We start from the raw sequence: 23,386 nt of genomic DNA, 5'->3' as shown, positions 1-23,386 counted from the left end.
GCCGCTTGTCACAGTTTTAAGCCCGCCGACCGCAACGACCGAGTATGGGATTCGACGAGATGGACGTCGACACGATCTGGAAGAACGGGGAGTTCCTCGACTGGGAGGACGCGACCACCCACGTTCTGACCCACGCGCTCCACTACGGGAGCGGCGTGTTCGAGGGCGTCCGCTGTTACGACACCGAGCGGGGACCGGCGGTGTTCCGGTGGGAGGAACACCTCGACCGGCTGTTCGACTCCGCGAAGATGTACGACATGGATATCGAACACTCCCGCGAGGAGATCACCGAGGCCACCCTCGAACTGCTCGACCGGCAGGACCTCGACTCCGCGTACATCCGACCGATCGCCTACTACGGCTACGACTCGCTCGGCGTCTCGCCGAAGGACTGCCCGACCGACCTCGTGCTCGCCGCGTGGCCGTGGGGCGCGTACCTCGGCGAGGAGGCCCTCGAAGGGGGCGTCGACGTGATGGTCTCCTCGTGGCGGAAACACGCCTCCTCGCAGGTGCCGACGAACGTGAAGACCACCGGGCTCTACGTCAACTCGATGCTCGCGGGCGAGGAGGCGCGCCGCAACGGCTACGTCGAGGCGATCGTCTTGAACAAGGAGGGGAACGTCGCGGAGGGGCCGGGCGAGAACGTCTTCATGGTCAACGACGGCGAGATATACACCACCGGTCCGGCGCAGTCCATCCTCGAAGGGATCACCCGGGACACCCTGATCGCGCTGGCCAAAGAGCGGGGCTACGAGGTCCACGACGAGGCGGTCATCTCCCGCGGACAGCTGTACACCGCCGACGAGCTGTTCTTCACCGGCTCCGCCGCCGAGGTCACGCCGATCCGCTCGGTCGACGACACGGAGATCGGCGCCGGCACCCGCGGGCCGGTCACCGAGGAGCTCCAACAGGCCTTCTTCGACCTCGTCGAGCGCCGCACGGACGACCACGACGAGTGGTTCACGTACCTGTAGTTCGCCTCGGCCGCCGTTCTCCCGACCAGTTTTTCGGAGCCGCTACGCACCCGAACCGCTACGCACCCGAACCGCTACTCGCTCGAACCGCTCTCGTCGCCCGGTGTCCCCCCGTTATTCCCGGGGGTTCCGTCCGTCCGCACGCGCCCGAATCCGCCGGGAGTCCCGTCGGCGTCGCCGGGCTCCTCCTCGTGGACGGGGACCTGATGGGCAGACTCCGCGAACCCTGCGGAGAGGACGCGCGTCATCCCCTCTTCGACGGTCTCGCCGGTCTCCTCGATGCGCTCGGGTTCGACCTCGATGACGAAGCCGGTGGTGATGTTCGGCGCGGTCGGCATGAACAGGACGATCTTACCGTCGCGGGTCTTCTTCCCGGTCCGGAAGGCGGTCATCCGGATCCCGGGCCACGTCTCGATGTACACCGGGCTCTGTAGCTCGTCGGTGCCGGAGATCGCCGTCTCGATCGCGAGCTTCGAGGCGTTGTACACCACCCGGAGCGCCGGGATCCGGTTGATCGTGTCGTCCACCGCAGACTCCGCCAGCCGACCGAGGGTGGTCCGCATGAAGTACCCCACCGCGAGCACGACGGTCGCGAACACCGCGAACGCGATGACGACCCGGGAGAGGGGCTCCAGCGGCCCGGGAATGACCGCCGGTTGGAGGTCCTCTATCAGCGGGATCGAGGCGATGTACTGGTAGATCCAGCGGAGGACTAACAGGAGGACAAGGAGCGGCGCCAGCACGATGAGCCCGCTGGCGAAGTCGCGTTTCCACGTGGACATCTATCGCGTTGGTATGCGTCGGCGACCCTTAAGAGGGCTTCTACGCGATCGGATGGCGGGGCGGCCGGCCCGGCTGGCTGCGCTCGACTACCGACCGAACACCGCCCGCACCGCGAACGTCAGGTTCTCCTTGCGCTCGCGGACGCGACGGTAGAAGTACGAGATCCACTTGTCGCCGTACGGCGCGTACTGATACACGTCGATCCCCTGCGCGGCGAGGTCGCGCTGGGCGTCCTCGCGGACGCCCATCAGCATCTGGACCTCGTACGTCGCACCGCGTTCGCGCGCGAGCCGGTCCGCGAGCGAGATCATCGCCGGGTCGTGGCTCCCGACGGCGATCCCGCGGTCGCGCCGCTCGAAGAGGAAGCGCAGGTCGTCGCGGTACGCCTCGTCGACGCGCGCCTTGTCGGTGTACGCGATCGACGACGGCTCGTCGTACGCCCCTTTCACGAGCCGGATCTTCCCCGGGACGTCGACGAGGCGGTCGAGGTCGTCGGCCGTCCGCCTGAGGTTCGACTGGAGACACTGGCCGACGCTCCACGGGTAGTCGGCGGCGATCGACTCGAACGCGTCGAGGGTGGCGTCGGTGGTGTCGGCGTCCTCCATGTCGCACCAGACGAACGCGTCGAGCTCGTGAGCGCGGGCGACGATCTCGCGGTAGTGCTCCTCGAACAGGTCGGGCGAGACGTCCATCCCGATCTGCGAGGGCTTCACCGAGACGCAGGCGTCGAGGCCGCTGTCGGCGATGTCGTCGAGGAGCTGGAGGTACGCGTCCGTGTCGGCACGCGCGTCGGCGGGATCGTCGTAGTGCTCGCCGAGCAGGTTCAGGATGACGGCGACGCCGTCCTCGTTCGCGGCGCGGGCGTGGTCAAGGGCCGTCGGAACGCTCTCGCCGGCGACGAACCGACGGGCGATAGGGGGGAGCATACTGATAGTTCCGGACGGAGCGAACTTTACCTTTGGCGACCCGGCGGCCGTGACCGGAAGGCCGACCCGAGGCCCGCGACCGGAAGGCCGATCCGAGGTTTATAACACGCCGCGCGTCGCCCGTGGAGACATGATCGGTACGCTTGTCGCGACCGCGTTCTGGGCGATGCTCCCGGCGTACGTTCCGAACAACGCCGCGGTGCTGGCGGGGGGCGGCCGTCCCATCGACGGGGGACGCGAGTGGCGCGGGGCGCGGCTGCTCGGCGACGGGAAGACGTGGCGCGGCACCGCGGCGGGGACGCTGGTCGGCGTCCTCCTCGCGCTCGCGCTCAACGCCCTCGCCGACCCCGCGAGCGCCGCGCTCGGCGTCTCCCTCCCGACGTTCGCGTTTCCGGCCGCGGTCGCGCTCGCGTTCGGCGCGATGTGCGGCGACATCGGCGCTTCGTTCCTCAAACGGCGGTCCGGCCGAGAGCGCGGCGCCGCGTTCCCCGGCTTAGACCAGTTGGACTTCGTCGTCGGGGCGCTCGCGCTCGCGTTCGTCGTCGACACCGACTGGGCGCTCGCGGTGTTCACGCCCCGCGTCCTCGCGGTCGTCCTCGTGATGACCCCCGTCCTCCACGTCCTCACGAACGTCGGGGCGTACGCGCTCGGACTGAAAAACGAACCGTGGTGAGCGGCCGGACACCGCCCTCGAACGAGCCGCGGTGAGACGGGTCCGACGCCCGCCCGCCCCGAGCGGTGTGAATATTCGTATTGAGACCTGTTTGCCGAGATAACTGATCGTCCGTCCGCTATGTTCTCGAGAACGAGAACGGGAGAAAGATATATATGTTGGTGTGGCATACCATATCACGCATGTCTAGTAGTGCACCCAGCTCGGACGGCGACGTGTTCGACGAGTTCCTCTCCGACCGCGGCCACGAGACGGAGATCGTAAGCTGGGAGCGATCCTATAACAAGCTCCAGTGCCCCGAGTGCGGTGCGCTCCACGAGGAAGGAACCGCGAGGTGTTCGGTCTGCGACTGGCGGCCGAGCTGACGTCCGCGGCGACACCGCGTTTCGCGATTTTTCTTTCCGCTAATCTCCCCGGTAGTATTATGTGGAATTACTCGATAGAGGCTACCATGCCGACCTGTCAGAACTGCGGTTCGTTCGTCACGACAGATTACGTTCGGGTGTTCACCCCGAACGAGGTCGATCGTCCCCGCGTCTGCCCGGCCTGCGAGGACATGGTCCGCGACGGCGCCGACGTCCGGGAAGCGCGCGCGACGCGGGGGAGCTGAGGCGGGAGCGGGCGATGCGTCGCCGCTTCGTCGCCGCCGAAGCGACGCTCGCACGGGCGATTACCGAGCCACGGCGTTTAAGGAGAACCGGAATCTGGGGGTAATAATGACTGATACCACGGCGACGCGGCTGTTCGGGGGGCCCGGGAGCGGGAAGACGACCGCGCTCCTCGACCGCGTCGAGGAGATTCTCGACGAGGAGGGCGCCGACGTTCGCGACGTGCTGGTCGTCTCGTACACGCGCGCCGCGGCCGCCGAGATCCGCGAGCGGCTCGCCGAGCGGCTCGACATCTCCCCGCGTAGCCTCCAAGGGAACGTGAGCACGATGCACGCGAAGGCGTACGAGCTGCTCGACCTCTCGCGGGGCGACGTGGTCGGCGAGGACGACAAGGAGGCGTTCTGCGAGGAGTACGGCATCGAGTTCGAGGACCAGCACGGCGGCGCCGGCCGCCGGACCGCGCGCTCGACGACGATCGGTAACAAGATCATCGCCACCTCGCAGTGGCTCCAGCGCACCGAGCGCGACGTAGCCGACTGGTACGACGTTCCCTTCCAGTGGAACGTCGAGGAGGTCCGACTCCCGCCCGAGGAGGACCCGAACGCCCAGCAGGGGAACAAGTACACGCCGACGTGGCCCTCCGACGACGACCGCATCGACATACCCGAGACGATCCGGGCGTGGCGCGCGTACAAGGGCGACAACGATCTGGTCGGCTTCGCCGACATGCTCGAACGGGTCGCGCAGCGCTCGCTCGTCCCCAGCGTCGACTACCTGATCATCGACGAGTTCCAGGACATCACGACGCTCCAGTACAACGTCTTCGAGGAGTGGCGCCCGCACACCGAGAAGGTGCTCATCGCCGGCGACGACGACCAGGTCGTCTACGCGTGGCAGGGCGCCGACCCCGACCTCCTCTTAGACACCGACGTCGACGAGGACGTCGTCCTCCCGAACTCCTACCGGCTCCCCTCGGAGATCCTCAACGTCGTCAACGCCGAGATCCGGCACATCGACAAGCGGCAGGAGAAGGACCTCCACCCGCGTAAGGAGGGCGGCACGGTCGAGGCGATCGAGTCGCCGTCGATGATCGAGCTCGTCCGGAACGTGCGGTACACCATCGAGGACGACGAGGGCGACGTGATGTGCCTGTTCCGGGCGCGCTACCAGATGTTCGACTTCATCGACGAGTTCATCGACCACGGCATCCCGTTCACGATGCTCACCGACGGGCGGATGTGGACCGACCGCGTCCAAGACTACGTCAGCGCCGTCGAGAAGGCCGAGGACGGCGATCCAGTCACCGGGCTGGAGGCGCGACGGCTGGCGGACATGCTCCAGGAGTCGGCGTTCGGCACCCACGACCGCGAGGAGTTCTACGACTTCCTCGACGACCGCGAGGAGGCGGCCGACGCGGACGACGTGGCCGAGATCGAGGTCGCGGCCGACACGCTCGACGAGTACATCCCGTTCATGCCGGACACCGCCAGCGCCGACGACATGGTCCGGAAGGTGACGAGCTTCCAGCGCAAGTCGATGGGCGCGTACTTCGACGGCGAGTACCAGGGGACCGACCCGACCCGCGTCCGCGTCGGCACCATCCACTCCGCGAAGGGCCGCGAGGCCGACCACGTGTTCGTCGCGACAGACCTCACGGAGAAGGTCGTCGAGCAGATGGCGGCCTCCATCGACGACCCGACCGACGTCGACGGCGTCGAGGAGTTCACGAAGTCCACGAGCCCCGTCCCGGTCCTCACCGACAACGAGCGCCGCGTCTTCTACGTCGGGATGTCTCGGGCCCGCGAGCGGCTCGTGATCATGGAGAGCCTCATCGGCGGCGCGCCGACGCTCCCGATAAGCGTCCTGCTGTTCAACGAACTCCGCGAGGAGCCGCCACAGGAGCTCGTCGAGGAGGTCCAATCCGAGGTGGCGGTGCCCGAACCCGAGCCGTGAGCGAGGACGCGGCGAACTCGGACGACGCGGGAGGAGAGCTCCGCCCGCTTCGGACCGACCTCGGACCGGTCGTCGAGGCGGTCCACGCGGCCGACGCCGACGCGTTCGTCGCCGTCGGCGACCGCTTCGACGACGAGCTCCGCTACCTCACGCGTTTCGCCGGGCCGGACCGACCGTCCGCGCTGGTCGTCGTTCCGACGGGCGGAGCGACCGGTGACGACTCCGACGCCCGCGCCGTCCTCTGCGCGCCCGCGCTGTTCCGCGAGCAGGCGGAACGCGAGTTCGTCGCGAGCGCGCGTGACCCGGACGCCGGCCCGACGAGCGGCGGCGGTTCGGCGGTTCACGACGGGGTCGTCCGCGAGGTCCGGACCGGGAACGTCGGCGACCACGCCGGCGAGCGCGCGGCCGCCGTCCTCGACGACCTCGTCGCGGCCGAACGCGGCGATCGCACCGTTCTCGCTCCCGCGTCGATCCCCCACGACGCCGCGGTGTACCTCGAACGGGCGGGCAACGAGCTCGCGTCGACGGACGCGGTCGCGGCCGCCAGAGAGCGGAAGACACCGGCGGAGGTCGACCGGCTCCGGCGGGTCCAGCGCGCGACGGTCGCCGGGATCGCCCGCGCCGAGGCGGTCCTCGCCGAGAGCGAGGTCGTCGAGGCGGGCGATCCCGCCGACGGAGACACCGCCGAAGACGACCCGGAGGACGGGCGCCGTCCGCCGCTCCGGTGGGACGGCGAGCCGCTGACGACCGAGCGGCTCCGCCGCGAGGTGAACGCGGTCCTCGCCGCACGCGGCGTCCGCGACGCGGGCAACACGGTGATCGGCGCCGGGCCGTCCGCGGCCGACCTCCACTACGTCGGCGACGACCCCGTCCGTCCGGGTGAGACGGTGCTGCTCGACGTCTCGCCGCGCGGCCCGGACGGCCACTACGGCGACGCGACCCGAACGTTCGTCGTCGACGGCGACGGCGGCTGGGAGCGCCGAGCGTACGTCGCGGTCGAGGCCGCCCGCGAGGCCGCGCTCGCCGAGGTCGAACCGGGCGTCCCGGCGAAGACCGTCCACGGCGAGGCCGCCGCGGAGCTGGCCGCCTACGGCTTCGACCCGAACGCGGGGGAGGGCGAGGCCGGGTTCACCCACGGCACCGGCCACGGCGTCGGCGTGAGCCTCCACGAAGGGCCGTCGCTGACGGGCGCCGGCGAGCTTCGGCCGGGCCACGTCGTGACGGTCGAGCCCGGCGTCTACGACCCCGAGGTCGGCGGCGTCAGGCTGGAGGACCTGATCCTCGTCACCGACGACGGGTACGAGATACTGGCCGAGTACCCGTTCGGGATCGCACCGACCGACGAGGGGGACGAAGCGTGAACGCGAGCTGAGCGCCGGCTCGGGTCGCCCCGCCGGTCACCGGTTCGCCGCGTCGCCCTCGACCGCGGCGTCGCTCGGCTCGGACCCGTCGTTTTGGTCGGCCGAGTCGTCCGCCGACGCCCGGTCGGCGGAACCGCCGCGGAGCTGGGACGGGAGGAGTCCGGAGAGCAGCCGTCGGAGGATCTTGGCGGGGTCGAGGAAGTACTGCGGGAGGACGACCATCGCGACGGCGACGACCAGCAGGCCCCCGCCGAGCGCCACCTCGCCGGCGAACAGCCGGACGACGGCGTAGTTCGCGAGCGGGAGCGCGAACACGAGCGAGGCCGCCAGTCCGATCATATCGAGCAGTCCGAGTCGCATCGACCCTCCGTTGATCCCCGGCGGGCAAAAGGACCGCGGCGCGTGGCCGACGGCCGGCCCGCGATCGGCGAGCGGGCAGCGATCGGCGAGCGGGCAACGCTCGGCGCGTCGACCCAGAACCGATATCCGTCACCCGCCCCCAGTTCCGGTATGTTCACCGGCATCGTCGAGGGAACCGGCACGGTCCGCCAGCGGACCGAGACCGACGACGGGCTCCGGCTGCGGATCGGCGTCGACGGGTTCGACGACCTCCACCACGGCCAGTCGATCAGCGTGAGCGGCGTCTGTCTCACCGTCGAGGAGTTCGCGGGCGGCGGCGACGAGGGCGACGACGGGGGCGGCGAGTGGTTCGAGGTGTTCCTCGCGAGCGAGACGGTCGCGAAGACGTACCTCGGCGAGGTCGAGGCGGGCGACGCGGTCAACGTCGAGCGCGCGATGCCCGCCGACGGGCGGTTCGACGGCCACGTCGTTCAGGGCCACGTCGACACCGTCGCCGAGGTGACGGGGATCGAGCGCGTCGGCGAGGACTGGCGGTTCGCGTTCGCGATCCCAGAGGACCACGGCGACTACCTCGTGGACAAGGGGTCCGTGACGCTCGACGGCATCTCGCTGACGGTCGCCGAGAAGCGCGGCGACGAGTTCGACGTGGCGATCATCCCCACGACCTACGAGCTGACGACGCTCTCGGAGAAGTCGGTCGGCGACCCGGTCCACCTGGAGGTCGACGTGATCGCGAAGTACGTCGAGAACATGCTGGACGGGTACGCCGCGGGCGACTGAGCGGGAACGCGCAGTTTCAGAGGAGCGAGCGCGTCAGTCGTCGTGCGCGTCCTTCGCGCCCTTCACCGTCTCGCGGACGGCGTCGACGCCCTCGTCGTGAAGGAGGTCGCCGACGACGATCACGTCGCTGTGGGCGGCCATCTCGTTGGCCGACTCGTAGTCGCCGATCCCGCCGCCGTAGAAGAGGGTCGCCTCGTCTACGGCGTCGTGGGCGGCCGCGACCTTCTCCGTGTCGCCGAAGGTGCCCGAGTACTCGACGTAGACGATCTCTTGGCCGAACATACGCTCAGCGACCTTCGCGTACGCCGCCACGTCGTCGGCGCTGAGGTCGCAGTCGGCCTCCGTCAGCTGGGCGACCGACGCCTCGGGGTTCATCACGATGTACGCCTCGGTGTGGGTCCGGCTCCAGTCGAGGTCGTCGATGCGGACCCACTCCTTGTGCGCGCCGGTGATCCAGAAGGGGCCCCCCGCGTTGAACACGGTCGGGATCAGGTAGCCGTCGAGCGCCGGCGAGTCGATCACGACGCCCGGGTTCGACGGCTCCTGGTACAGCGGCACGTCGTACTCCGCGGCGGCGTCGACGACGCGGGTCATCTTCTCCGCGGTGACGTCGAGGGTCCCGCCGATCTCGATCGCGTCCGTCCCGGTCCGGCAGACGTCCTCGAAGGTCTCCCCCGGCCGCAGGTCCTTGTCGGGGTCGACCTTCAGCACGTGGTCCCAGTCGTCCCACGGGTTGTTCATCGGAAGCGACTCCACCGGCAGGAACCAAAAAGGTGCGGAACCTGTCCCGCGAGCGGGCACGTCGCCCGGCTCGGAGCCGGCTTCGGGCGTCGCGGTTCGATCGTCGCGGCCGCCTCAGAGCAGGTCGTCGAGCTCGTCGTTCTCGAACGCCGCCGCCGGGTCGGGCTTCTCCTCGCGCTCGTCGCGGACCGCCTGCCGCGCGCGCTCCAAGAACGCCTCGACGCGCTGCGAGCGTTCGACGCCCGCGAGGAGGACCAGGGCGGCGATCCGGTCGGAGTCGAGCGGGAAGTCGCCGCCGCGGACCTGCATCGACCCCGTCTCCTCCTGGAGCCACTTGCGGGCCTTCTCCGCGCCCTTCCGCGAGATCCGGTCCGGGTCGCCGGCGACCGCGACGAGGGCGGCGTCGGCGTCGGTGGCGTTCGGCAGCGAGAGGCCCGTCATCACCGCGCTGCGGACCGCGCTCGTCACCGTGGTGACGTTCTCCTGCGGGTCCTCGGCCGCGGGCGCCGAGGCGAAGCCGACCGCGGCCATGCCGCCCGCGCGGAGCGTGTTGATCACCTCGCTCGTGTCGACGACGGACTCGCCGACCCCCTCGACCGCCTCGCCGGCGGCCAAGATGAGGCCGACGCGCTTCGCCATCGACGCGTTGATCGCCTCGTAGCCGCCCTCGACGGACTCGCCCGCGGAGCGCCACGCGTCGTTGTCCAAGAGGATCGTCGCGTCCGCCTCGCGCACCAGCGTCTTGAGCGACCGGCCGGCGTTCACCTGGTACATCGTCCCCTCGTCGCGGCCGGGAAGGATACCGATCGCGTAGACGGGGACGTCGTACACGCGGTTCAACTCGCGGACGAGGACCGGCGCACCGCCGGAGCCCGTCCCGCCGCCGAGGCCGGCGACGACGAAGATCGCCTCGGCCTCGGCGGTGATCTTCGGGGCGAGCGCGTCGAGGACCTCGACGGCGTCTTCGTCCATCACTTCCGCGCCGAGTTCGTTGTCGCCGCCGACGCCGTGGCCGCTGACGCGCGACTGCCCGACGAGGACCGTTTCGAGCGGGAGCGGGTCGAGATCGGCCGCGGCGGTGTTGACGGCGAGCGCGTCGAGGACCGCGCCGTAGCCGGCGTCGGCGTCGAACTCCGCGAGGGCGGTGGTGAGCTTGCCGCCCGCCTGTCCGACGCCGAGGAGGACTGCTTTCATGCGAGGACGTACCGTCCCCCTCGACAATACTGTTTCCCCCGATTTTAAGAGTGAAACCGCGGGCAACGGGTCCGCATGACCGACCACGCGCAGGACGTCGCACCGACGACCGCGGGACTGGACGCGACGGGAGCCGAAACGGACGCAACGTCGACGAGCGGGGAGACCGACGCGGCGGCGACAAGCGCAGAGACCGGCGCGGCGGCGGCGGGAGCGAAGACCGAAGCGACGGCGGGAACGAAGGGGCCGGACGACCGGATCGAGGCCCGACTCCGCGCCGTCGAACGCGCGGTGACCGGGAGCGACGCGCGACCGGCCGACGCCGCCGCGGACGCGGAGGCGACGGCCGAGCGCGAGCGGCTCGAATCGCGGCTCGACGACCTCGAAGCGCGCGTCGCGGAGCTGGAGGCGGCGACGCAGGCGATCCGGGGCTACGCGGGAGCGGTCAGAGCGGTCAACCGCGAGGTCGAGCGGCGGGCAGACCTCGCGCTGGCGCGGGCGACCGAGGCCGGGAGAGAAGGGGACGCTGGACGAGAGAGGGGTGCCGGACGAGCGGGCGGCTCCCGGCGAGCGGGCGACCGAGATACGGGAAGCGACGGCGTCGGGCGAGCCGCGAGCGACGGCGAACGCGCCGTCGCTTCGGAGTGTACCGTTCCGTCGGAGAGCGCCTTCGACGCCGCCCTACCGGACGACCGCCCGGCGCCCGGACCGCGCGACGGCGACCGCGGCCGCGACGAGGACGGTGGGACCGCGGGCGACGATGACGGCGACGCGTGGGCGGCGGACGCGCTGGATCGCCTCAGGGAGTCGCTGTGAGCGAGCCGTGATCCGCGTGGCCCTCACCGTCCTCGTGGCGATCGCCCTCCTGACGGCGTCGATGCCCGCAGTCGAAACGGCACGAACCGCGACGACGGCGGAGCGTATCGGCGCCGAAACCGAGCGACTGGAGCGGGCGATCGGCGCCGTCGTCGCGGACTCGACCCCTGTGAGCCATCCCGCGATGGCGGCGCAGACGACGGTGCTCCTGCGCGTGCCGACGGGGTTCGCCGCGGCCGATATCGATCGCGTCGCGCTCGTCGAATCACCGGACCGGCCGGGCGGCGTCGCGCTCACGTATCGGATCGACGGCCGGCCGGCGCGCACGCTCCGCGTCGGAACGGGTCCCGCAGAGACGGCCGTCGACCTCGGCGGGGGACCGATCGCGCTGCGGCCGGGCGGAGTGAACCGAATCCGGATCCGGTACGTCGACGACGACGGGCCGACGGTCCGGATCCGTCGAGTCGGATGAGCCGGGGCGACGGGGACGACCCGAACGACCCGGACGAGCGTCCGAGCGATCCTTTATATATCAAACCGCGGCCCCCCACGCCATGGACCTCGATCTCACCGAGCGGATCGCCGGCGATGCCGAGGAAACCGGCGATCTGCCGCGCCGACTGCTTCCGTGGATCGACGACGACACCGGGGACTGTCGGTGCGAACCGACGTTCCGCGAACCGGTGGGGACGGGAGTCGAAGGCCGGGCCGTGCTCGACGTCGACGCCAACGGCTGCCCCGGGCGGGGCGACCTCGCCGCGAGCCCGGACTGCCTCGCGACCGTCGTCACGGCGCTCACCGACCGCGACGCCGACGTGATCCGAACTCGACACCGCGGGCGGGAGCGCACCTACGCCGACCGCGCGGCCGACCTCCTGATCGCCGCGGGACGCTTCCGAGAACGGATCGGGTTCCACGAGGAGCGGCTCGCCGACCGAGTCGTTCGCGATCCGTTCGGTGCGGCGGCGGAGGCGGCGGGACGCGCGGGGGCGGCGAACCGCATCGCGAACGAGGCGGGGCTGCTTACGGCCGCCGAGGACCTCGCCGGAGACGCGGACGCGGGAGAGAACGGACGCGATCTGAGCGAGAGTCTGCGCGCGCACGTCGGTCCGACGGCCGCGACCGCGCGCGTCGCGGCCGCGCCCCCGCCGGGCGCGACGCTGGTCGACCGCTGGACGGTCCCGACCGGGGCGACGGTGCGCCTCTACGACGGCGACGACGCCCTCAGGACGTACCACCTCACGCCGCCGACCGCCGATCTCGACGCGGACGCGGTGGCGACCCTCGCCGCCGCGAGAGACCGTCTGCTCGACGATCCACAGGGCGGTGACAGGGCACCCGGGCGCGCGGTGCGGGCGGCCGCGGACGACGACGATCCGATCGCGGATCTGACCGAGATCCTGCGGCGGCACACGCACGGCTACGGGACGTTCGAGCACGTCTTCGCCGACGACCGAGTGAGTGACGCGACGGTGACGGCGCCGGTCGCGGAGAACCCCCTGCGCGTCGTCCTCGACGGCGAGCGGTGTCGGACGAACGTGCGACTCCCGCCGGAAGGGGCCGCCACGCTCGCGTCGCGGCTCCGGCGGTCGAGCGGACGGGCCTTCTCGCGGGCGACGCCGACGCTCGACGCGACGATCGAGTCCGAGACCGGGCGCGTCAGAGTCGCCGCGGCTACGGCCCCGGCGAGCGACGGTCTCTCCTTTACCTTCCGGCGCGGCGATCCGGAGGCGTGGACGCTCGCTCGGCTGGTGTCCGTCGATACCCTCACGCCCGCGGCGGCCGGGCTGCTGTCGGTTGCCGTCGAGCGCGGCGTGACCGGGCTGATCGCCGGCGGACGGGCGGCCGGAAAGACGACGGCCCTCGGAGCGCTGCTGTGGGAGCTACCGGCCGAGACGCGGACGATCGTTATCGAGGACACGCCGGAGCTCCCGGTGGACGCGCTCGCCGACGCCGGACGGGACGCACAGCGGCTCCGGGTCGGGGACGGAGCCGAGCTCGCGCCGGCGGACGCGGTCCGGACGGCGCTCCGCATGGGCGGCGGCGCGATCAGCGTCGGCGAGGTTCGGGGCGAGGAGGCACAGGCGCTGTACGAGGCGATGCGGGTCGGCGCCGCCGGCGAGACGGTTCTCGGGACGATCCACGGTGAGGACCCGGCGGCGGTCGAAGAGCGCGTCGTCACTGACCTCGGCGTCCACCGCTCCTCGTTCGGCGCGACCGACCTGATCGCCGTGTTCGACGACCACCGCCTCGCGTCGATCGTCGAAGTCGGCGGCCACGAGGGGGGCGTACACTTCGATCCGCTCTTCGAACGGACCGAAACCGGGCTCGTCGCGACGGGCCGGATCGACCGCGGCGAAAGCCGGCTGATCGAGGATCTCGCGGAGCCGGACGAACCGTACGCTGCGGTTCGCGAGGCCGTCGAGCGTCGGAGCGACCGAATTCGCGACGCGGTTCGAACGGGTCGGATCGCGCCGGCACGGTACGCCGGAGGCGACCGATGACGGGAACCCGATCGAACCCGTCCGGCGGGTCGCGTCGTTCCGCCGCCGGCGACGAGGCGGACGCCTCGGAGGAGCTGCGACGAGCGGTCGCGTTCCTCGGGTGGGACGTCTCAGCCGAGCGCGTCGTGGCCGTCGGATACCGGATCGGCGCCGCCGCCGGCGCGGTCGTCACCGCCGTCGCCGCGCTCGTCGGCGGCGCGGTCACTGCGGCACCGGCGGGGATTGCCGCCTTCGTCGGCGTGGTACACGCCGTCCACCGGACGCCGGTGTGGCTGGCGTCGCTCCGTCGGACGCGGGCGCTCGGCGCGGCGCCGGGGCTGGTCGGACGGCTCGTGCTGCGGATGCGGCTCGACCCCTCGGCGGAGCGGGCGGTGCGGTTCGCCGCGCGGACGGGCGACGGGCCGCTGGCCGCTGCGCTCTCCCGCCACGAGCGAGGCAGCGCGGACGGGCCGACGAGCGGTCTCCAGGCGTTCGCCCGCGAGTGGCGCCCGTGGTTCCCGGCGATCGATCGCGCCGCGGCCCTCGTCCGAACTGCGGCGACCGCACCGCCGGAGCGCCGCGGGCGGTGTCTCGACCGTGCCCTGGACGCGACGCTCTCGGGGACGACCGACCGGCTGGCCTCGTTCGTCGGCGCGGTGCGCGGGCCGGTCTCCGCGCTGTACGCGTTCGGCGTGTTACTCCCGCTCGCGCTCATCGCGCTGCTTCCCGCGGGCGCCGCGGCCGGCGTCGCGATCGGTCCCCGGCTCGTCGCCGGCCTGTACCTCGTCGCGCTTCCCGGGGGGCTGGTGGCCGCCTCGGCGTGGCTGCTCTTCCGCCGACCGGTCGCGTTCCCGCCGCCACGGATCGGCGGCGATCACCCCGACGTGCCGGAGCGACGCGTCCACGCACTCCTCGCCGGGTGCGCCCTCGGCGCCGCCGCGGCTGTCGTCACCGCGCGAGCCGTCGCGCCGTGGGCGTGGCCGGTGGCGGGGATCGGCGTCGGCGTCGGGAGCGCGCTGTTCGTCCTCGCGCGACCGCGCCGGGCGGTGTTGTCGGACGTGCGCGACGTCGAGCGGGGGCTCCCGGACGCGATGACCGTGATCGGCGGGGACGTGGCGGAGGGGGTCGCGGTCGAGACCGCGGTCGCGAACGCCGGCGAGCGGCTGGACGGCGCGACCGGCGAGGTGTTCGAGCGCGCCGGGCGACGGAGCGACACGCTGCGCGTCGGCGTCCGCGAGGCGTTTCTCGGACGTGGCGGCCCGGCGGCCGACGTCCCGTCGCCCAGGGTCAGGGGCGCGATCGCGCTGCTCTCCGTCGCCGCGCGCGAGGGGCGGCCCGCGGGCGACGTGCTGCTGGAACTCGCGGATCAGCTGGAGTCGCTACGCGAACTCGAACGCGACGCACGCCGCCAGTTGGCGACCGTGACGGGGACGCTCTCGAACACCGCCGCGGTGTTCGCGCCCCTCGTGGGCGGGGCGACGATCGCGCTCGCCACGGGTATCGACGCCGCCGACGTCGGGAGTCTGGGCGCCGGAGCGGCGGCGGGCGCAGACGCGCTCGGTGGCGGCGGGCTGGGTCCCGGCGGCGGAGCGGCCGCCGGCACCAGTGGCGCGGCCGGGGGAAGCGGCGCGGCCGAGACGGGCGGCGGCGCGGGGGTCCTGTCAGTACCGGTACTCGGGCGGATCGTGGGGACGTACGTGCTGCTGCTCGCGGCGCTCCTCACCGGGCTGGCGACCGGCCTAGAGCGGGGGTTCGACCGGACGCTGGTGGCGTATCGGATCGGTATCGCGCTGCCGACGGCCACCGCGACGTTCCTCGTCTCGTTCGCCGGCGCCGGCCTCCTGTTTTGAGCCGGTCGGTTCCGGGACTGCGACGGCGATCGGATCCGGCCCCCGACGCCGACCATTTATATACGAAGCCGCGGCCAGCCGCGCCATGTTCGAGATACACCTCGACGCGACGTACGCGTGGCTCGGGCTGGCCGTCGTGAGCGTCGCGGCCGTCGGCGTGGCCGCCGCCTTCCCGACCTCCCCGCCGCCGGACGCCGACGGCCTCGCGCGCACGGTCGACTCGGTCGCGGACGGTGAGTATCCGGCGACCGCCGAACACGGACTGGCGGCGGAGCGGATCCGACTCGCGAGCGGCTCCGTCTCCCTCGGCGACGATCGGGGGACCGCGCGGGCCGCGCTTGACGCACCCCGTATCACGCCGGTGGTCCGGCCGCCCGCCGCGGCACCGAACGCGACGACGGACGCGAGACTCCGGCGCGTCCTCGACGGCGCCCCGCCGGACGCCGCGTTCGACGATCCGGCGGCGTTCGCGGCGGCGGCCGACCGCGCGAGGGCGGCGGACGCGAAGTGGACGCCCGCCCCGGATCGGCTCACGGTTCGACGGGTGCATTACGGCGGCGTCCGCGTCACGCTCGTCGGGTGATCTCGCGTGTCGGACAGTTCAACCCCGACGAGAGATTCGGAACCGATTGGTCCGACGAAGCCGCTCTCGACCGCCGACCGCGCCGCCGTCGAACCCCTCGCCGCGCTCGTCGCGGTCGTCGTCGTCGGACTCGCGCTGGGCCTGTACGCCGGCGCGTTCGCGGACGCGATGCCGGACGGCGACCGGGCGCGCGCGGAGGCGGCCCTCGATCGCGTCGATCAGCGAGTCACCGTCGGCGGCGTCGTCGATCCGAGCCGGATGCGAGAGATCGAAGCGCCGGGGACCGAGACCGCGATCGAAGTTGAAGCGGACGGCGAACGGTGGCTGGCCGTGTCGGGACCCGACGCTCCGGGCCCGCCCGGCGTCCGCGTTCCGAAGGCGGTCGCGACCGCCGAACGGCGGGTGACGGTCCGGATCGCACCGGGGCGGAACGTCCGCGGAACGCTTCGGGCGGTGGTGTGGCGATGACCAGCACTGTCCTCGACGTGACCGTACTGCTGCTCTGCGTCTCCGCGAGCGTCGTCACGCTCGGGGCGAGCGGTGTCGGCGGTCCGGAGGGTCCGACCGCGAGCGACGCCGCGGACCGACTCGTCACCGAGACCGCGACCGTGACGTATCCCGACGGGGGCGCGCCGAACGACACGCGCCGCGTTCACGCGACCCGAGCTGAGCTGCTCGCGCTGGTCGCCGAACGAGTCGCGGACGGCGGCACGAAGGCGGCGTTCGACCGCCGTGCGGTCGACGCGGTTCGTACCGGCGTCGGTCCGCGGACGCGCGTCGACGTGACCGTCGACGAACCGACACGAACGGACGAACGGGTCGCCGGCGTGCCGGAGCGGTATCGGACGCGGGGGGAGTCATCGTCGACCGCCTCGTTCGGGTCGAGCGCGGGCGAGACTCGGTGGACGGTCGCCGTCGGACCGGAACCGCCGCGAGACGCCACGGTCAGCGTCGCGGTCGTTAGACAGCCGCTTCCGGGCGGCACGGACGTCGGATCGGCGCCAGACACCGCCGATGCGGGCGCCGTGGTCCGGATCGTCGTCCGGAGGTGGTGACCGTGGGGAGTCGCGACGACGGCCGATCGAGCGTCGACCGACGGCCGCGGACGTTCACCGTCGACGAGCGAGCGCGAGTGCCGTTCGCGCTCGTCGGCGTGCTGCTGCTCGTGACGAGTTCGGCGTACGCGGCTGGACTCGCCGATCAGGGGCTCGTCGGCGAGGATCGGCGCGTCGAGCGCGCCGTCGAGCGCGTCGACGCCGACGCCACCGCCGCGCTCAGGAGCGCGGCTCGGGAAGCGGCCCACGACGCGGCGACGGAGCCGGTGACGCGTGCGCCGGACGGACCGGCGGCCGAGGCGATCCGCGAGGCGTCCGCGTTCGAGGACGCGTTGCGAGTCCGACTCGCGATCGCCGGCGCCGAGGCGCTTCGCGAGATCGAGACCGAGGTCGGCGACACCGGGGCGAGCGTCTCGCTACCGACCGTCGACTCGGCGGCGGACCTCGTCGCCGCCCGCGAACGAGTTCGCGTCGAGCCGGCCGCGAACGGGACCGCGACGCGGGTGACGTTCGAGGGCGTCGCGACCACGGCGACGCGGGACGGTCGGACCGTCGTGAACCGGACGCGGTCCCGGACGGTCACGGTCGCCGTGCCGACGCTGGCCGCTCACGAGCGAACGGAGCGGTTCGAGCGCCGGCTCAACCGCGGACCGGTCGAGGGGCCCGGACTCGGCCGACAGGTCACCGCCAGCCTCTACGCGATGGCGTGGGCTCGGGGGTACGGCCAGTACGCCGGCGCTCCCGTCGAGAACGTCGTCGCGAACCGCCACGTCGAGCTGTCGACGAACGCCGGGATCGTCCGCGTCCAGCGGGACGTGTTCGGAGCCAGCGACCCCGACGCCCGCGGCGGCGTCGCGCGAGCGACGGCTCGAACCGGAGTGACCGACCTGCTCTCGCCGACGGGCGTCGACGAGGCCTCGTGGACGGACGCCGTCCTCGGAGCGCCGACGCCGACGGGAGGCGCCGGGGGAGTTGATTCGACCTCGACGGAGAGTGCGGCGGCGAGCGGAGACGCGACGGCGAGCAGAAACGCGACGGCGGGCGTCGACGCCGCGTTCGACCCGGCCGGAGACGCGACGAGCGAGACCGCGTCGGTCGAGGTCGGACACGCGGCCGACCGCGCCGCGACCCGCGTCCACGACGGTCTCGGATCGATCGTTCGGGCGAGCCACCGCGTCGAAGCGACCGTGGAGACGGAGACGACGCAGGTCGCCGACGGCGGTCACGTGACGCCGGACCGGCCCCGATCGCTGCGCGACGAGCCCTGGCGGCGGGTCGACACGTCGCGGACGGAGCGCGTCCGCGTGACCGGCGGGAGCGACCTCCGAACGGGGACGGACGGCGCGACGGTGTCGGCCGGGGAGTCGGTGTCGTTCGGGGGCGCGACGCGGGAGGTCGTCGTCGAGCGCGAGGCGACCGCGACGTGGGAGCGACGGATCGTCGAGCGCGGGCCGAACGGGACGGTTCAGGACGTGCGCATCGACCGCGCCGTGACGAGCGACGATGCGACGGACCGGTATCGCGTCCGCGTATCGGTGACAGGAACGTACGCGCCCCGCGGCGACGCCCCCGACAGGCCGACGGCGACGTTCGGCGCCGCCGACGGCCGGGGGCTCGACGGGCCGGACCTCGCCGACACGCCGGCGACCGCGAGAGCGGAGCTGGACATCGAGACGGACGCCGACGTCGATCGGCTGGCGCGCGCCGCCGTCGAAGCGGGCGACGAGCGGCGGTCGGCGGTCGTGTACGGCGACCGGTCGGATGCGGACCGAGCCCGGATCGCGAGGGACGTCTCGTCGCTGTCGGAACGCGTTCGCGACTTAGAGACCGAGGCGTCGATGGCCGACGCAGCGACCGGCGAGTCGACGCCGTACCGCGATCTCGCCGCGACCGTGCGCGACCGCCGCGACGCGCTCCGCGACGCCCCGGCGAGGTACGACGGCGCGGTCGACCGCGGGCGGGTCGCCGCGCGCGCCGCGTATCTCGACGCCGTGATCGAGGAACTGGAGTCGGCCGCCGAAGACAGGGAAGCGGCGACTGACGGGGTTTTGGACCGAGTGAACGACGCGTTCGGGGGGCCTCCCGTGGGCGAAGTGATCGCCAGCCGCGAGGCCGCCCGCGACCCGGGAACCTACGCCGTCGGCGACGACGGGCCGGGCGGCGCCGTCACGTTCGCCCCGGAGGGGTCACCGGGATACCTCCCGCGGACGACGGTCGACGGCGAGCGCGTCGAGGGCGTCGACGGCACGACGACGCGACCGCTCGCGACGCGAAACGTGAACTACGTCACGCTCCCGTACAGCGACGTCTCCGGCGGCATCGCCGATCGGATCCTCGGGACCGACGACACGGTCCGACTCGGCGTCGCCGGGCGGTCGCTCCTCGCGGCCGACGAGGCGCTCGCGGCGGCGGACGACGACGACCTTCGCGCCGATCGGAACGCGCTCGCCGGACGGGTCGACGACGCGCTGCGACGCGTCGACGGCGCGCTGAAAGACCGGCTCGCGAGCCGGACCGACCTCTCGCGCGAGGCGCGGAACGCGGTCGTGGAGGACGTCGCGGCCGAGTACGACTCGCTCGGGGACAGAGCGGTCGCGGTCGGCGACGGCGAGTACCCGAACCGGGTCGCGACCGAGGCGGCCCGAGTGGGATCGCTGTCGAGGGCCGAGCGGATCGGACTCGCGGCACACCTCCGCGTCGAGGTGCGGAAAGCGGCGGGACGAGACGCGGTCCGGATACCGGCCCGATTCGTCGACGCGACGACGGCGGCGTCCCGAACTATCCGCCGGGACAAGGTCGAGTCGAAGATCGAAGCCCGCGCCCAGAAGGCGGTCGCGTCGGTGCCCGACGAGCGGGTTCCGAAGCCCGTTCGCAGCGTCGGAGCGGGGCTGCCGGTCGCGCCCGTGCCCGGGTACTGGGTGGCGACCGTCAACGCGTGGAACGTCGAGGTGCGAGGAGAGTATCCCCGGTTCGCGCTCCGAGCGGACGTCGGGACCCCAGACCGGCCGTTCGAGTACGTTCGGGAGCCCGGCGAGGTCGCCGTCGAGGTGAACGGCGAGTCGGTGACGCTCGGCGCCACGGAGCCGGTCGCGTTCGACACGCGGACGGTCGTCGTCGTCGCAGTTCCCGCCGGTCCCCCCGGCGTCGGGGACGTCGACGGGACGCGAGAGGAGACGTCCGGCGGCTGGCCGTGCCCGGGACCGCTGACCGCGTCGCCGGAGGCGGGCGACGACTGCGAAGCCGCGCAGGGGGACTGACGGACGCCGTCGAGGCCGCCGACCGCAGGCGTTTTGAGACGGCGCGACCGAGAGACCCTATGTTCCACGAGGTCGTCGACGGTCGCGGAGCCGGACCCGACGTCGACGCCGACGAGCCGGCGGCCGATGACCTGCTCGCCGCCTTCGAGGCGATGGTAACGCAGGCGGCGGCGGGCGTCGATCCCGACGGGCTGGTCGGAGAGGTCGGACTGACTGAAGCGTCCGCGAACGCCGTCCGCGGCGGGGATGTCGCGGGCCTCTCGCTCGCGGACGCGACGGCCGTCCTCGCGGCGGCGAACCCGGATCGCGACGCCGACACGATGGTCGCCGAGGTCCGCGATCACCTGCTGATGGGAATGGCGACGGCCGTCCTCGACGTCGACTCGATCGCCGCGAAGATCGACGCCGACCTCACCGGACAGGAGGTCCAGCAGGCGCTGGAGGGCCGAACGACGATGACGCTCGGACAGCTCGCCGAGATCCTCGCGGTAATCGAGCGCCGGAAGCCATGAGGGTCGTCGTCGTCGGCTGCGGTTACGTCGGGCTGACGCTGGCGGAGCAGCTCCACGCTCGCGGGCACTCGGTCACCGGCGTCCGGCGGTCGGACGGCGGGCTCGATGCGGTCGACGCCGTCGGACCCGGCGTCGAGGCCGTCCGGGCGGACGCGACCGACCCGGAGTCGCTCCCGGCGCTCCCGGACGCGGACGCGGTCGTCTTCGCGGCCAGTTCGGGCGGGAAGGGTGCCGAGGCGGCTCGCGAAGTGTACGTCGATGGGCTGACGAACGTCGTCGACGAGTACGGCTCGCGGGCCTCCCCCCCGGACCGACTCGTGTACACCTCCTCGACGGGCGTGTACGGCGACCACGACGGTGGATGGGTCGACGAGGAGACGCCGGTCGAGCCGACGACCGAGAAGACCCGCGTCCTCGCCGAGGCCGAGCGAGTCGCGACCGAACACGCGGCCGACCGGGGGATCGACGGGACCGTCGTCCGGTTCGCGGGACTCTACGGTCCCGAGCGCTACCGGCTGGAGCGGTACGTAGAGGGGCCGGTGACGGCCGGCTACTTGAACATGGTCCACCGCGACGACGCCGCGGGGTCGATCCGGTACTTGCTGGAGACGGACCGCGCGCGCGACAGCGCCGTCCTCGTCGTCGACGACGAGCCGGTCGACAAACACGCGTTCGCCGATTGGCTCGCGGACGCCTGCGGCGTTCCGCGCCCGGAGAAGCTGTCGAAGGACGAGCGGATCGCGGCGGGCGACCTCTCCGCGGCGGCGGAGCGTCGCATACGGACCAGCAAGCGCTGTTCGAACGCGCTGCTCCGCGAACTCGGCTACGAGTTCGCCCACCCCACGTTCCGGTCGGGGTACCGCGACGCCGTGCGCGCGTATCGGGCCGCGAACGGATAGCGCGTCCCCCAACGAGGGAGCTCGTCGGCTCGGTCCGGGACGAGTGCGTTCGATTTCGTCGGTTCCGATCGGTCGGAACAGTGACGAACCTTCATGTGCTGGGAGAGACTGGCATCGACTCATGGGAGCGATGAGCGCCGCCGGCGACCGATTCTCGACGGCGGAAGCCGTGGTCCGCGAAAATCCCGAGGTCGCCGTCGGGGTGGCGCTCGCCGTCCTGTTCACCGTCGCGGTCGTCCTCGTCTTCGTCCGGGCCCGGCGGACGGCGGGGGTCCGGTTCCGCCGACTGCTGGCCGACGAAGACGAGATCGCGGTGTTGATGCACCCGAACCCGGACCCCGACGCGATGTCGGCCGCCGTCGGCGTCGCGTCGCTCGCGGACCAGGTCGACGTCGAGGCGACCGTCCAGTATCCCGGACAGATCCGCCACCAAGAGAACCGGGCGTTCCGTACCGTCCTCGACCTCGAACTGGAGCCGATAGAACACGTGAGCGACCTCGCGGCGGAGTCGGTCGTCTTAGTCGATCACAACGAGCCCCGGGGGTTCGCCGGCGCCGACGGCGTGTTGCCGACGGCCGTTATCGACCACCACCCGGGGGACGGCGCCGGGGAGTCGTTCACCGACGTGCGGACCGACTACGGCGCGAGCGCCTCGGTGGTCGCCGAGTACTTCCGGGACAACGACGCGGTCCCGGTCCCGCCGGACAACCACGCGAGCGAGACCGGGAGCAACCTGACGCTGTCGACGGACACCGCGACCGGGCTGTTGTACGGGATCTTGGCCGACACGAAACACCTCACCGTCGGCGCCAGCGAGCCCGACTTCGCGGCGGCCGCCTACCTCTATCCCGGCGTCGACCAGGACCGGCTCGACCGGATCGCGAACCCCGCGGTCGACGCGGAGGTCTTGGAGGTCAAGGCCCGCGCGATCGCGGGACGCCGCGTCGAGGGATCGTTCGCAGTCGCCGACGTCGGCGGCGTGAACAACGTCGACGCGATCCCGCAGGCCGCGGACGAGCTGATCCAGCTGGAAGGGGTCAGCGCCGTCGTGGTGATCGGCGAGCGGGACGGGACCGTCCACCTCTCGGGGCGGTCGCGCGACGACCGGGTCCACATGGGCAACGCGATCGCGGCGGTGTTAGACGACGTCGACAACGGGAACGGCGGGGGGCACTCCCGGATGGGCGGCGGGACGATCGAACCGGAGGTCGACCCGACCGGAGAGGGAGAGACGGAGGCCGTCGACCGGGACGCGCTCGCCGACGGCCTGTTCCGAGCGATGGCCGGCGACGTGTGACCGAGCCGACGCGGTGCGACCGGGACGCTGGACCGTCGGCACCGACCGAGCGTGCGGATTTAAGTCCCGGGACGCGGTTCGTCCGACATGGACGTCGCTGACGCGCTCGACGACGGATGGCTCGCGCTCGCCGGCGTCGGCGCCGGATACGCGCTCGCAGTCGGCCTGGTGTTTCTGCTGTTCTTCGTCGTGCCGTCCCTGGCCGTCGCGGCGCTGTAGCGGGGCGCTTCGACCGAAACCGACCGTCGGAAAACAGTGATCGGGCTGCGGGTTTCGAATCG

The 23,386-nt window shown here is 72.2% G+C and carries 24 protein-coding genes; 19 read left to right on the top strand and 5 right to left on the bottom strand.

What is annotated here, in order from left to right:
* The first annotated feature begins 44 nt into the window (after window positions 1–44).
* The gene (locus tag EXE46_RS10035) at window positions 45–974 is read left to right on the top strand and encodes a branched-chain amino acid transaminase (protein ID WP_137688258.1); all 930 of its coding nucleotides are present in this window, start codon (window positions 45–47) and stop codon (window positions 972–974) included.
* Between the two features lie 74 nt (window positions 975–1,048).
* Here the strand turns inward: EXE46_RS10035 and EXE46_RS10030 are convergent, their stop codons facing one another.
* Together EXE46_RS10030 and EXE46_RS10025 are read right to left on the bottom strand one after the other, a co-directional pair.
* On the bottom strand, window positions 1,049–1,756 hold the full coding sequence (locus EXE46_RS10030; protein ID WP_137688257.1) for a DUF502 domain-containing protein: 708 nt from the start codon (window positions 1,754–1,756) through the stop codon (window positions 1,049–1,051).
* Window positions 1,757–1,843: 87 nt separating this feature from the next.
* Window positions 1,844–2,683 (bottom strand): proline dehydrogenase family protein, encoded by an 840-nt coding sequence (locus EXE46_RS10025; protein WP_137688256.1) that lies wholly within the window; start codon window positions 2,681–2,683, stop codon window positions 1,844–1,846.
* Window positions 2,684–2,813: 130 nt separating this feature from the next.
* On the opposite strand from EXE46_RS10025, the gene EXE46_RS10020 reads away from it, so the two are divergent.
* The 5 genes from EXE46_RS10020 to EXE46_RS10005 all read left to right on the top strand — a co-directional run bounded on the left by EXE46_RS10020 (window position 2,814) and on the right by EXE46_RS10005 (window position 7,278).
* Window positions 2,814–3,356, top strand: a complete 543-nt coding sequence (locus EXE46_RS10020) for a CDP-2,3-bis-(O-geranylgeranyl)-sn-glycerol synthase (RefSeq protein WP_137688255.1) — start codon at window positions 2,814–2,816, stop codon at window positions 3,354–3,356.
* Between the two features lie 182 nt (window positions 3,357–3,538).
* A complete protein-coding gene (locus tag EXE46_RS10015; protein WP_137688254.1) occupies window positions 3,539–3,721 on the top strand; it encodes an HVO_0416 family zinc finger protein in 183 nt (60 codons plus the stop codon).
* A gap of 86 nt (window positions 3,722–3,807) precedes the next feature.
* Window positions 3,808–3,966, top strand: a complete 159-nt coding sequence (locus EXE46_RS17170) for a hypothetical protein (RefSeq protein ID WP_198945678.1) — start codon at window positions 3,808–3,810, stop codon at window positions 3,964–3,966.
* 106 nt (window positions 3,967–4,072) lie between these two features.
* Complete coding sequence (locus tag EXE46_RS10010) at window positions 4,073–5,917, top strand: UvrD-helicase domain-containing protein (protein WP_137688253.1); 1,845 nt, start codon at window positions 4,073–4,075, stop codon at window positions 5,915–5,917.
* Window positions 5,914–7,278, top strand: coding sequence for a Xaa-Pro peptidase family protein (locus tag EXE46_RS10005; RefSeq protein WP_137688252.1), 1,365 nt, complete (start codon window positions 5,914–5,916; stop codon window positions 7,276–7,278). Before EXE46_RS10010 ends, EXE46_RS10005 begins: the two co-directional genes overlap by 4 nt.
* A gap of 36 nt (window positions 7,279–7,314) precedes the next feature.
* On the opposite strand, the gene EXE46_RS10000 is transcribed toward EXE46_RS10005, so the two are convergent.
* A complete protein-coding gene (locus EXE46_RS10000) occupies window positions 7,315–7,638 on the bottom strand; it encodes a hypothetical protein (RefSeq protein ID WP_137688251.1) in 324 nt (107 codons plus the stop codon).
* 150 nt (window positions 7,639–7,788) lie between these two features.
* On the opposite strand from EXE46_RS10000, the gene EXE46_RS09995 reads away from it, so the two are divergent.
* Window positions 7,789–8,418 (top strand): riboflavin synthase, encoded by a 630-nt coding sequence (locus tag EXE46_RS09995; RefSeq protein ID WP_137688250.1) that lies wholly within the window; start codon window positions 7,789–7,791, stop codon window positions 8,416–8,418.
* A 33-nt stretch (window positions 8,419–8,451) separates the two neighbouring features.
* On the opposite strand, the gene EXE46_RS09990 is transcribed toward EXE46_RS09995, so the two are convergent.
* Together EXE46_RS09990 and EXE46_RS09985 are read right to left on the bottom strand one after the other, a co-directional pair.
* Window positions 8,452–9,159, bottom strand: coding sequence for a phosphoglycerol geranylgeranyltransferase (locus tag EXE46_RS09990; protein WP_137688249.1), 708 nt, complete (start codon window positions 9,157–9,159; stop codon window positions 8,452–8,454).
* Between the two features lie 114 nt (window positions 9,160–9,273).
* Complete coding sequence (locus EXE46_RS09985) at window positions 9,274–10,353, bottom strand: tubulin/FtsZ family protein (protein ID WP_137688248.1); 1,080 nt, start codon at window positions 10,351–10,353, stop codon at window positions 9,274–9,276.
* A 75-nt stretch (window positions 10,354–10,428) separates the two neighbouring features.
* Here EXE46_RS09985 and EXE46_RS09980 point away from each other — a divergent pair, with 75 nt between their 5' ends.
* The 12 genes from EXE46_RS09980 to EXE46_RS17615 all read left to right on the top strand — a co-directional run bounded on the left by EXE46_RS09980 (window position 10,429) and on the right by EXE46_RS17615 (window position 23,324).
* Entirely contained in the window at window positions 10,429–11,169 is a 741-nt protein-coding gene (locus EXE46_RS09980) for a hypothetical protein (RefSeq protein WP_241981528.1), read from the top strand.
* 7 nt (window positions 11,170–11,176) lie between these two features.
* Window positions 11,177–11,641, top strand: coding sequence for a hypothetical protein (locus EXE46_RS09975; RefSeq protein ID WP_137688247.1), 465 nt, complete (start codon window positions 11,177–11,179; stop codon window positions 11,639–11,641).
* 82 nt (window positions 11,642–11,723) lie between these two features.
* On the top strand, window positions 11,724–13,673 hold the full coding sequence (locus EXE46_RS09970) for an ATPase, T2SS/T4P/T4SS family (protein ID WP_137688246.1): 1,950 nt from the start codon (window positions 11,724–11,726) through the stop codon (window positions 13,671–13,673).
* Window positions 13,670–15,502 carry a type II secretion system protein gene (locus tag EXE46_RS09965; protein WP_137688245.1) on the top strand — a complete coding sequence of 611 codons (1,833 nt, stop codon included), beginning with the start codon at window positions 13,670–13,672 and terminating at the stop codon, window positions 15,500–15,502. The genes EXE46_RS09970 and EXE46_RS09965 overlap by 4 nt, the downstream gene beginning before the upstream one ends.
* Window positions 15,503–15,587: 85 nt before the next feature.
* A complete protein-coding gene (locus tag EXE46_RS09960; RefSeq protein ID WP_137688244.1) occupies window positions 15,588–16,085 on the top strand; it encodes a hypothetical protein in 498 nt (165 codons plus the stop codon).
* A 6-nt stretch (window positions 16,086–16,091) separates the two neighbouring features.
* Window positions 16,092–16,553, top strand: a complete 462-nt coding sequence (locus EXE46_RS09955; RefSeq protein ID WP_241981527.1) for a hypothetical protein — start codon at window positions 16,092–16,094, stop codon at window positions 16,551–16,553.
* Window positions 16,544–17,140, top strand: a complete 597-nt coding sequence (locus EXE46_RS09950; RefSeq protein WP_137688243.1) for a hypothetical protein — start codon at window positions 16,544–16,546, stop codon at window positions 17,138–17,140. Before EXE46_RS09955 ends, EXE46_RS09950 begins: the two co-directional genes overlap by 10 nt.
* Complete coding sequence (locus EXE46_RS09945) at window positions 17,134–20,397, top strand: hypothetical protein (protein ID WP_137688242.1); 3,264 nt, start codon at window positions 17,134–17,136, stop codon at window positions 20,395–20,397. The genes EXE46_RS09950 and EXE46_RS09945 overlap by 7 nt, the downstream gene beginning before the upstream one ends.
* Window positions 20,398–20,456: 59 nt before the next feature.
* Window positions 20,457–20,909: a DUF5791 family protein gene (locus EXE46_RS09940; protein WP_137688241.1), complete on the top strand. Its 453-nt coding sequence runs from the start codon at window positions 20,457–20,459 to the stop codon at window positions 20,907–20,909.
* The gene (locus EXE46_RS09935; protein WP_137688240.1) at window positions 20,906–21,808 is read left to right on the top strand and encodes an NAD-dependent epimerase/dehydratase family protein; all 903 of its coding nucleotides are present in this window, start codon (window positions 20,906–20,908) and stop codon (window positions 21,806–21,808) included. The genes EXE46_RS09940 and EXE46_RS09935 overlap by 4 nt, the downstream gene beginning before the upstream one ends.
* A gap of 121 nt (window positions 21,809–21,929) precedes the next feature.
* Complete coding sequence (locus EXE46_RS09930) at window positions 21,930–23,105, top strand: bifunctional oligoribonuclease/PAP phosphatase NrnA (protein WP_137688239.1); 1,176 nt, start codon at window positions 21,930–21,932, stop codon at window positions 23,103–23,105.
* Between the two features lie 87 nt (window positions 23,106–23,192).
* Window positions 23,193–23,324 (top strand): hypothetical protein, encoded by a 132-nt coding sequence (locus tag EXE46_RS17615; RefSeq protein ID WP_255509524.1) that lies wholly within the window; start codon window positions 23,193–23,195, stop codon window positions 23,322–23,324.
* Window positions 23,325–23,386: the final 62 nt, after the last annotated feature.

Source organism: Halorubrum sp. GN11_10-6_MGM (genome assembly GCF_005435165.1).
GTDB lineage: Archaea > Halobacteriota > Halobacteria > Halobacteriales > Haloferacaceae > Halorubrum.
The sequence above is the reverse complement of the archived record's forward strand: the minus strand, read 5'-3'. Positions and strand labels throughout refer to the sequence as shown.

Coding starts and splice junctions, on each gene's coding strand:
- EXE46_RS10000 (WP_137688251.1), bottom strand. CDS start 7,638: ATGCGACTCGGACTGCTCGATATGATCGGACTGGCGGCCTCGCTCGTG.
- EXE46_RS09930 (WP_137688239.1), top strand. CDS start 21,930: ATGGGAGCGATGAGCGCCGCCGGCGACCGATTCTCGACGGCGGAAGCC.
- EXE46_RS09940 (WP_137688241.1), top strand. CDS start 20,457: ATGTTCCACGAGGTCGTCGACGGTCGCGGAGCCGGACCCGACGTCGAC.
- EXE46_RS09960 (WP_137688244.1), top strand. CDS start 15,588: ATGTTCGAGATACACCTCGACGCGACGTACGCGTGGCTCGGGCTGGCC.
- EXE46_RS09965 (WP_137688245.1), top strand. CDS start 13,670: ATGACGGGAACCCGATCGAACCCGTCCGGCGGGTCGCGTCGTTCCGCC.
- EXE46_RS17170 (WP_198945678.1), top strand. CDS start 3,808: ATGCCGACCTGTCAGAACTGCGGTTCGTTCGTCACGACAGATTACGTT.
- EXE46_RS09995 (WP_137688250.1), top strand. CDS start 7,789: ATGTTCACCGGCATCGTCGAGGGAACCGGCACGGTCCGCCAGCGGACC.
- EXE46_RS09970 (WP_137688246.1), top strand. CDS start 11,724: ATGGACCTCGATCTCACCGAGCGGATCGCCGGCGATGCCGAGGAAACC.
- EXE46_RS09980 (WP_241981528.1), top strand. CDS start 10,429: ATGACCGACCACGCGCAGGACGTCGCACCGACGACCGCGGGACTGGAC.
- EXE46_RS10015 (WP_137688254.1), top strand. CDS start 3,539: ATGTCTAGTAGTGCACCCAGCTCGGACGGCGACGTGTTCGACGAGTTC.
- EXE46_RS10035 (WP_137688258.1), top strand. CDS start 45: ATGGGATTCGACGAGATGGACGTCGACACGATCTGGAAGAACGGGGAG.
- EXE46_RS09935 (WP_137688240.1), top strand. CDS start 20,906: ATGAGGGTCGTCGTCGTCGGCTGCGGTTACGTCGGGCTGACGCTGGCG.
- EXE46_RS09990 (WP_137688249.1), bottom strand. CDS start 9,159: ATGAACAACCCGTGGGACGACTGGGACCACGTGCTGAAGGTCGACCCC.
- EXE46_RS09985 (WP_137688248.1), bottom strand. CDS start 10,353: ATGAAAGCAGTCCTCCTCGGCGTCGGACAGGCGGGCGGCAAGCTCACC.
- EXE46_RS10030 (WP_137688257.1), bottom strand. CDS start 1,756: ATGTCCACGTGGAAACGCGACTTCGCCAGCGGGCTCATCGTGCTGGCG.
- EXE46_RS10020 (WP_137688255.1), top strand. CDS start 2,814: ATGATCGGTACGCTTGTCGCGACCGCGTTCTGGGCGATGCTCCCGGCG.
- EXE46_RS10025 (WP_137688256.1), bottom strand. CDS start 2,683: ATGCTCCCCCCTATCGCCCGTCGGTTCGTCGCCGGCGAGAGCGTTCCG.
- EXE46_RS10010 (WP_137688253.1), top strand. CDS start 4,073: ATGACTGATACCACGGCGACGCGGCTGTTCGGGGGGCCCGGGAGCGGG.
- EXE46_RS17615 (WP_255509524.1), top strand. CDS start 23,193: ATGGACGTCGCTGACGCGCTCGACGACGGATGGCTCGCGCTCGCCGGC.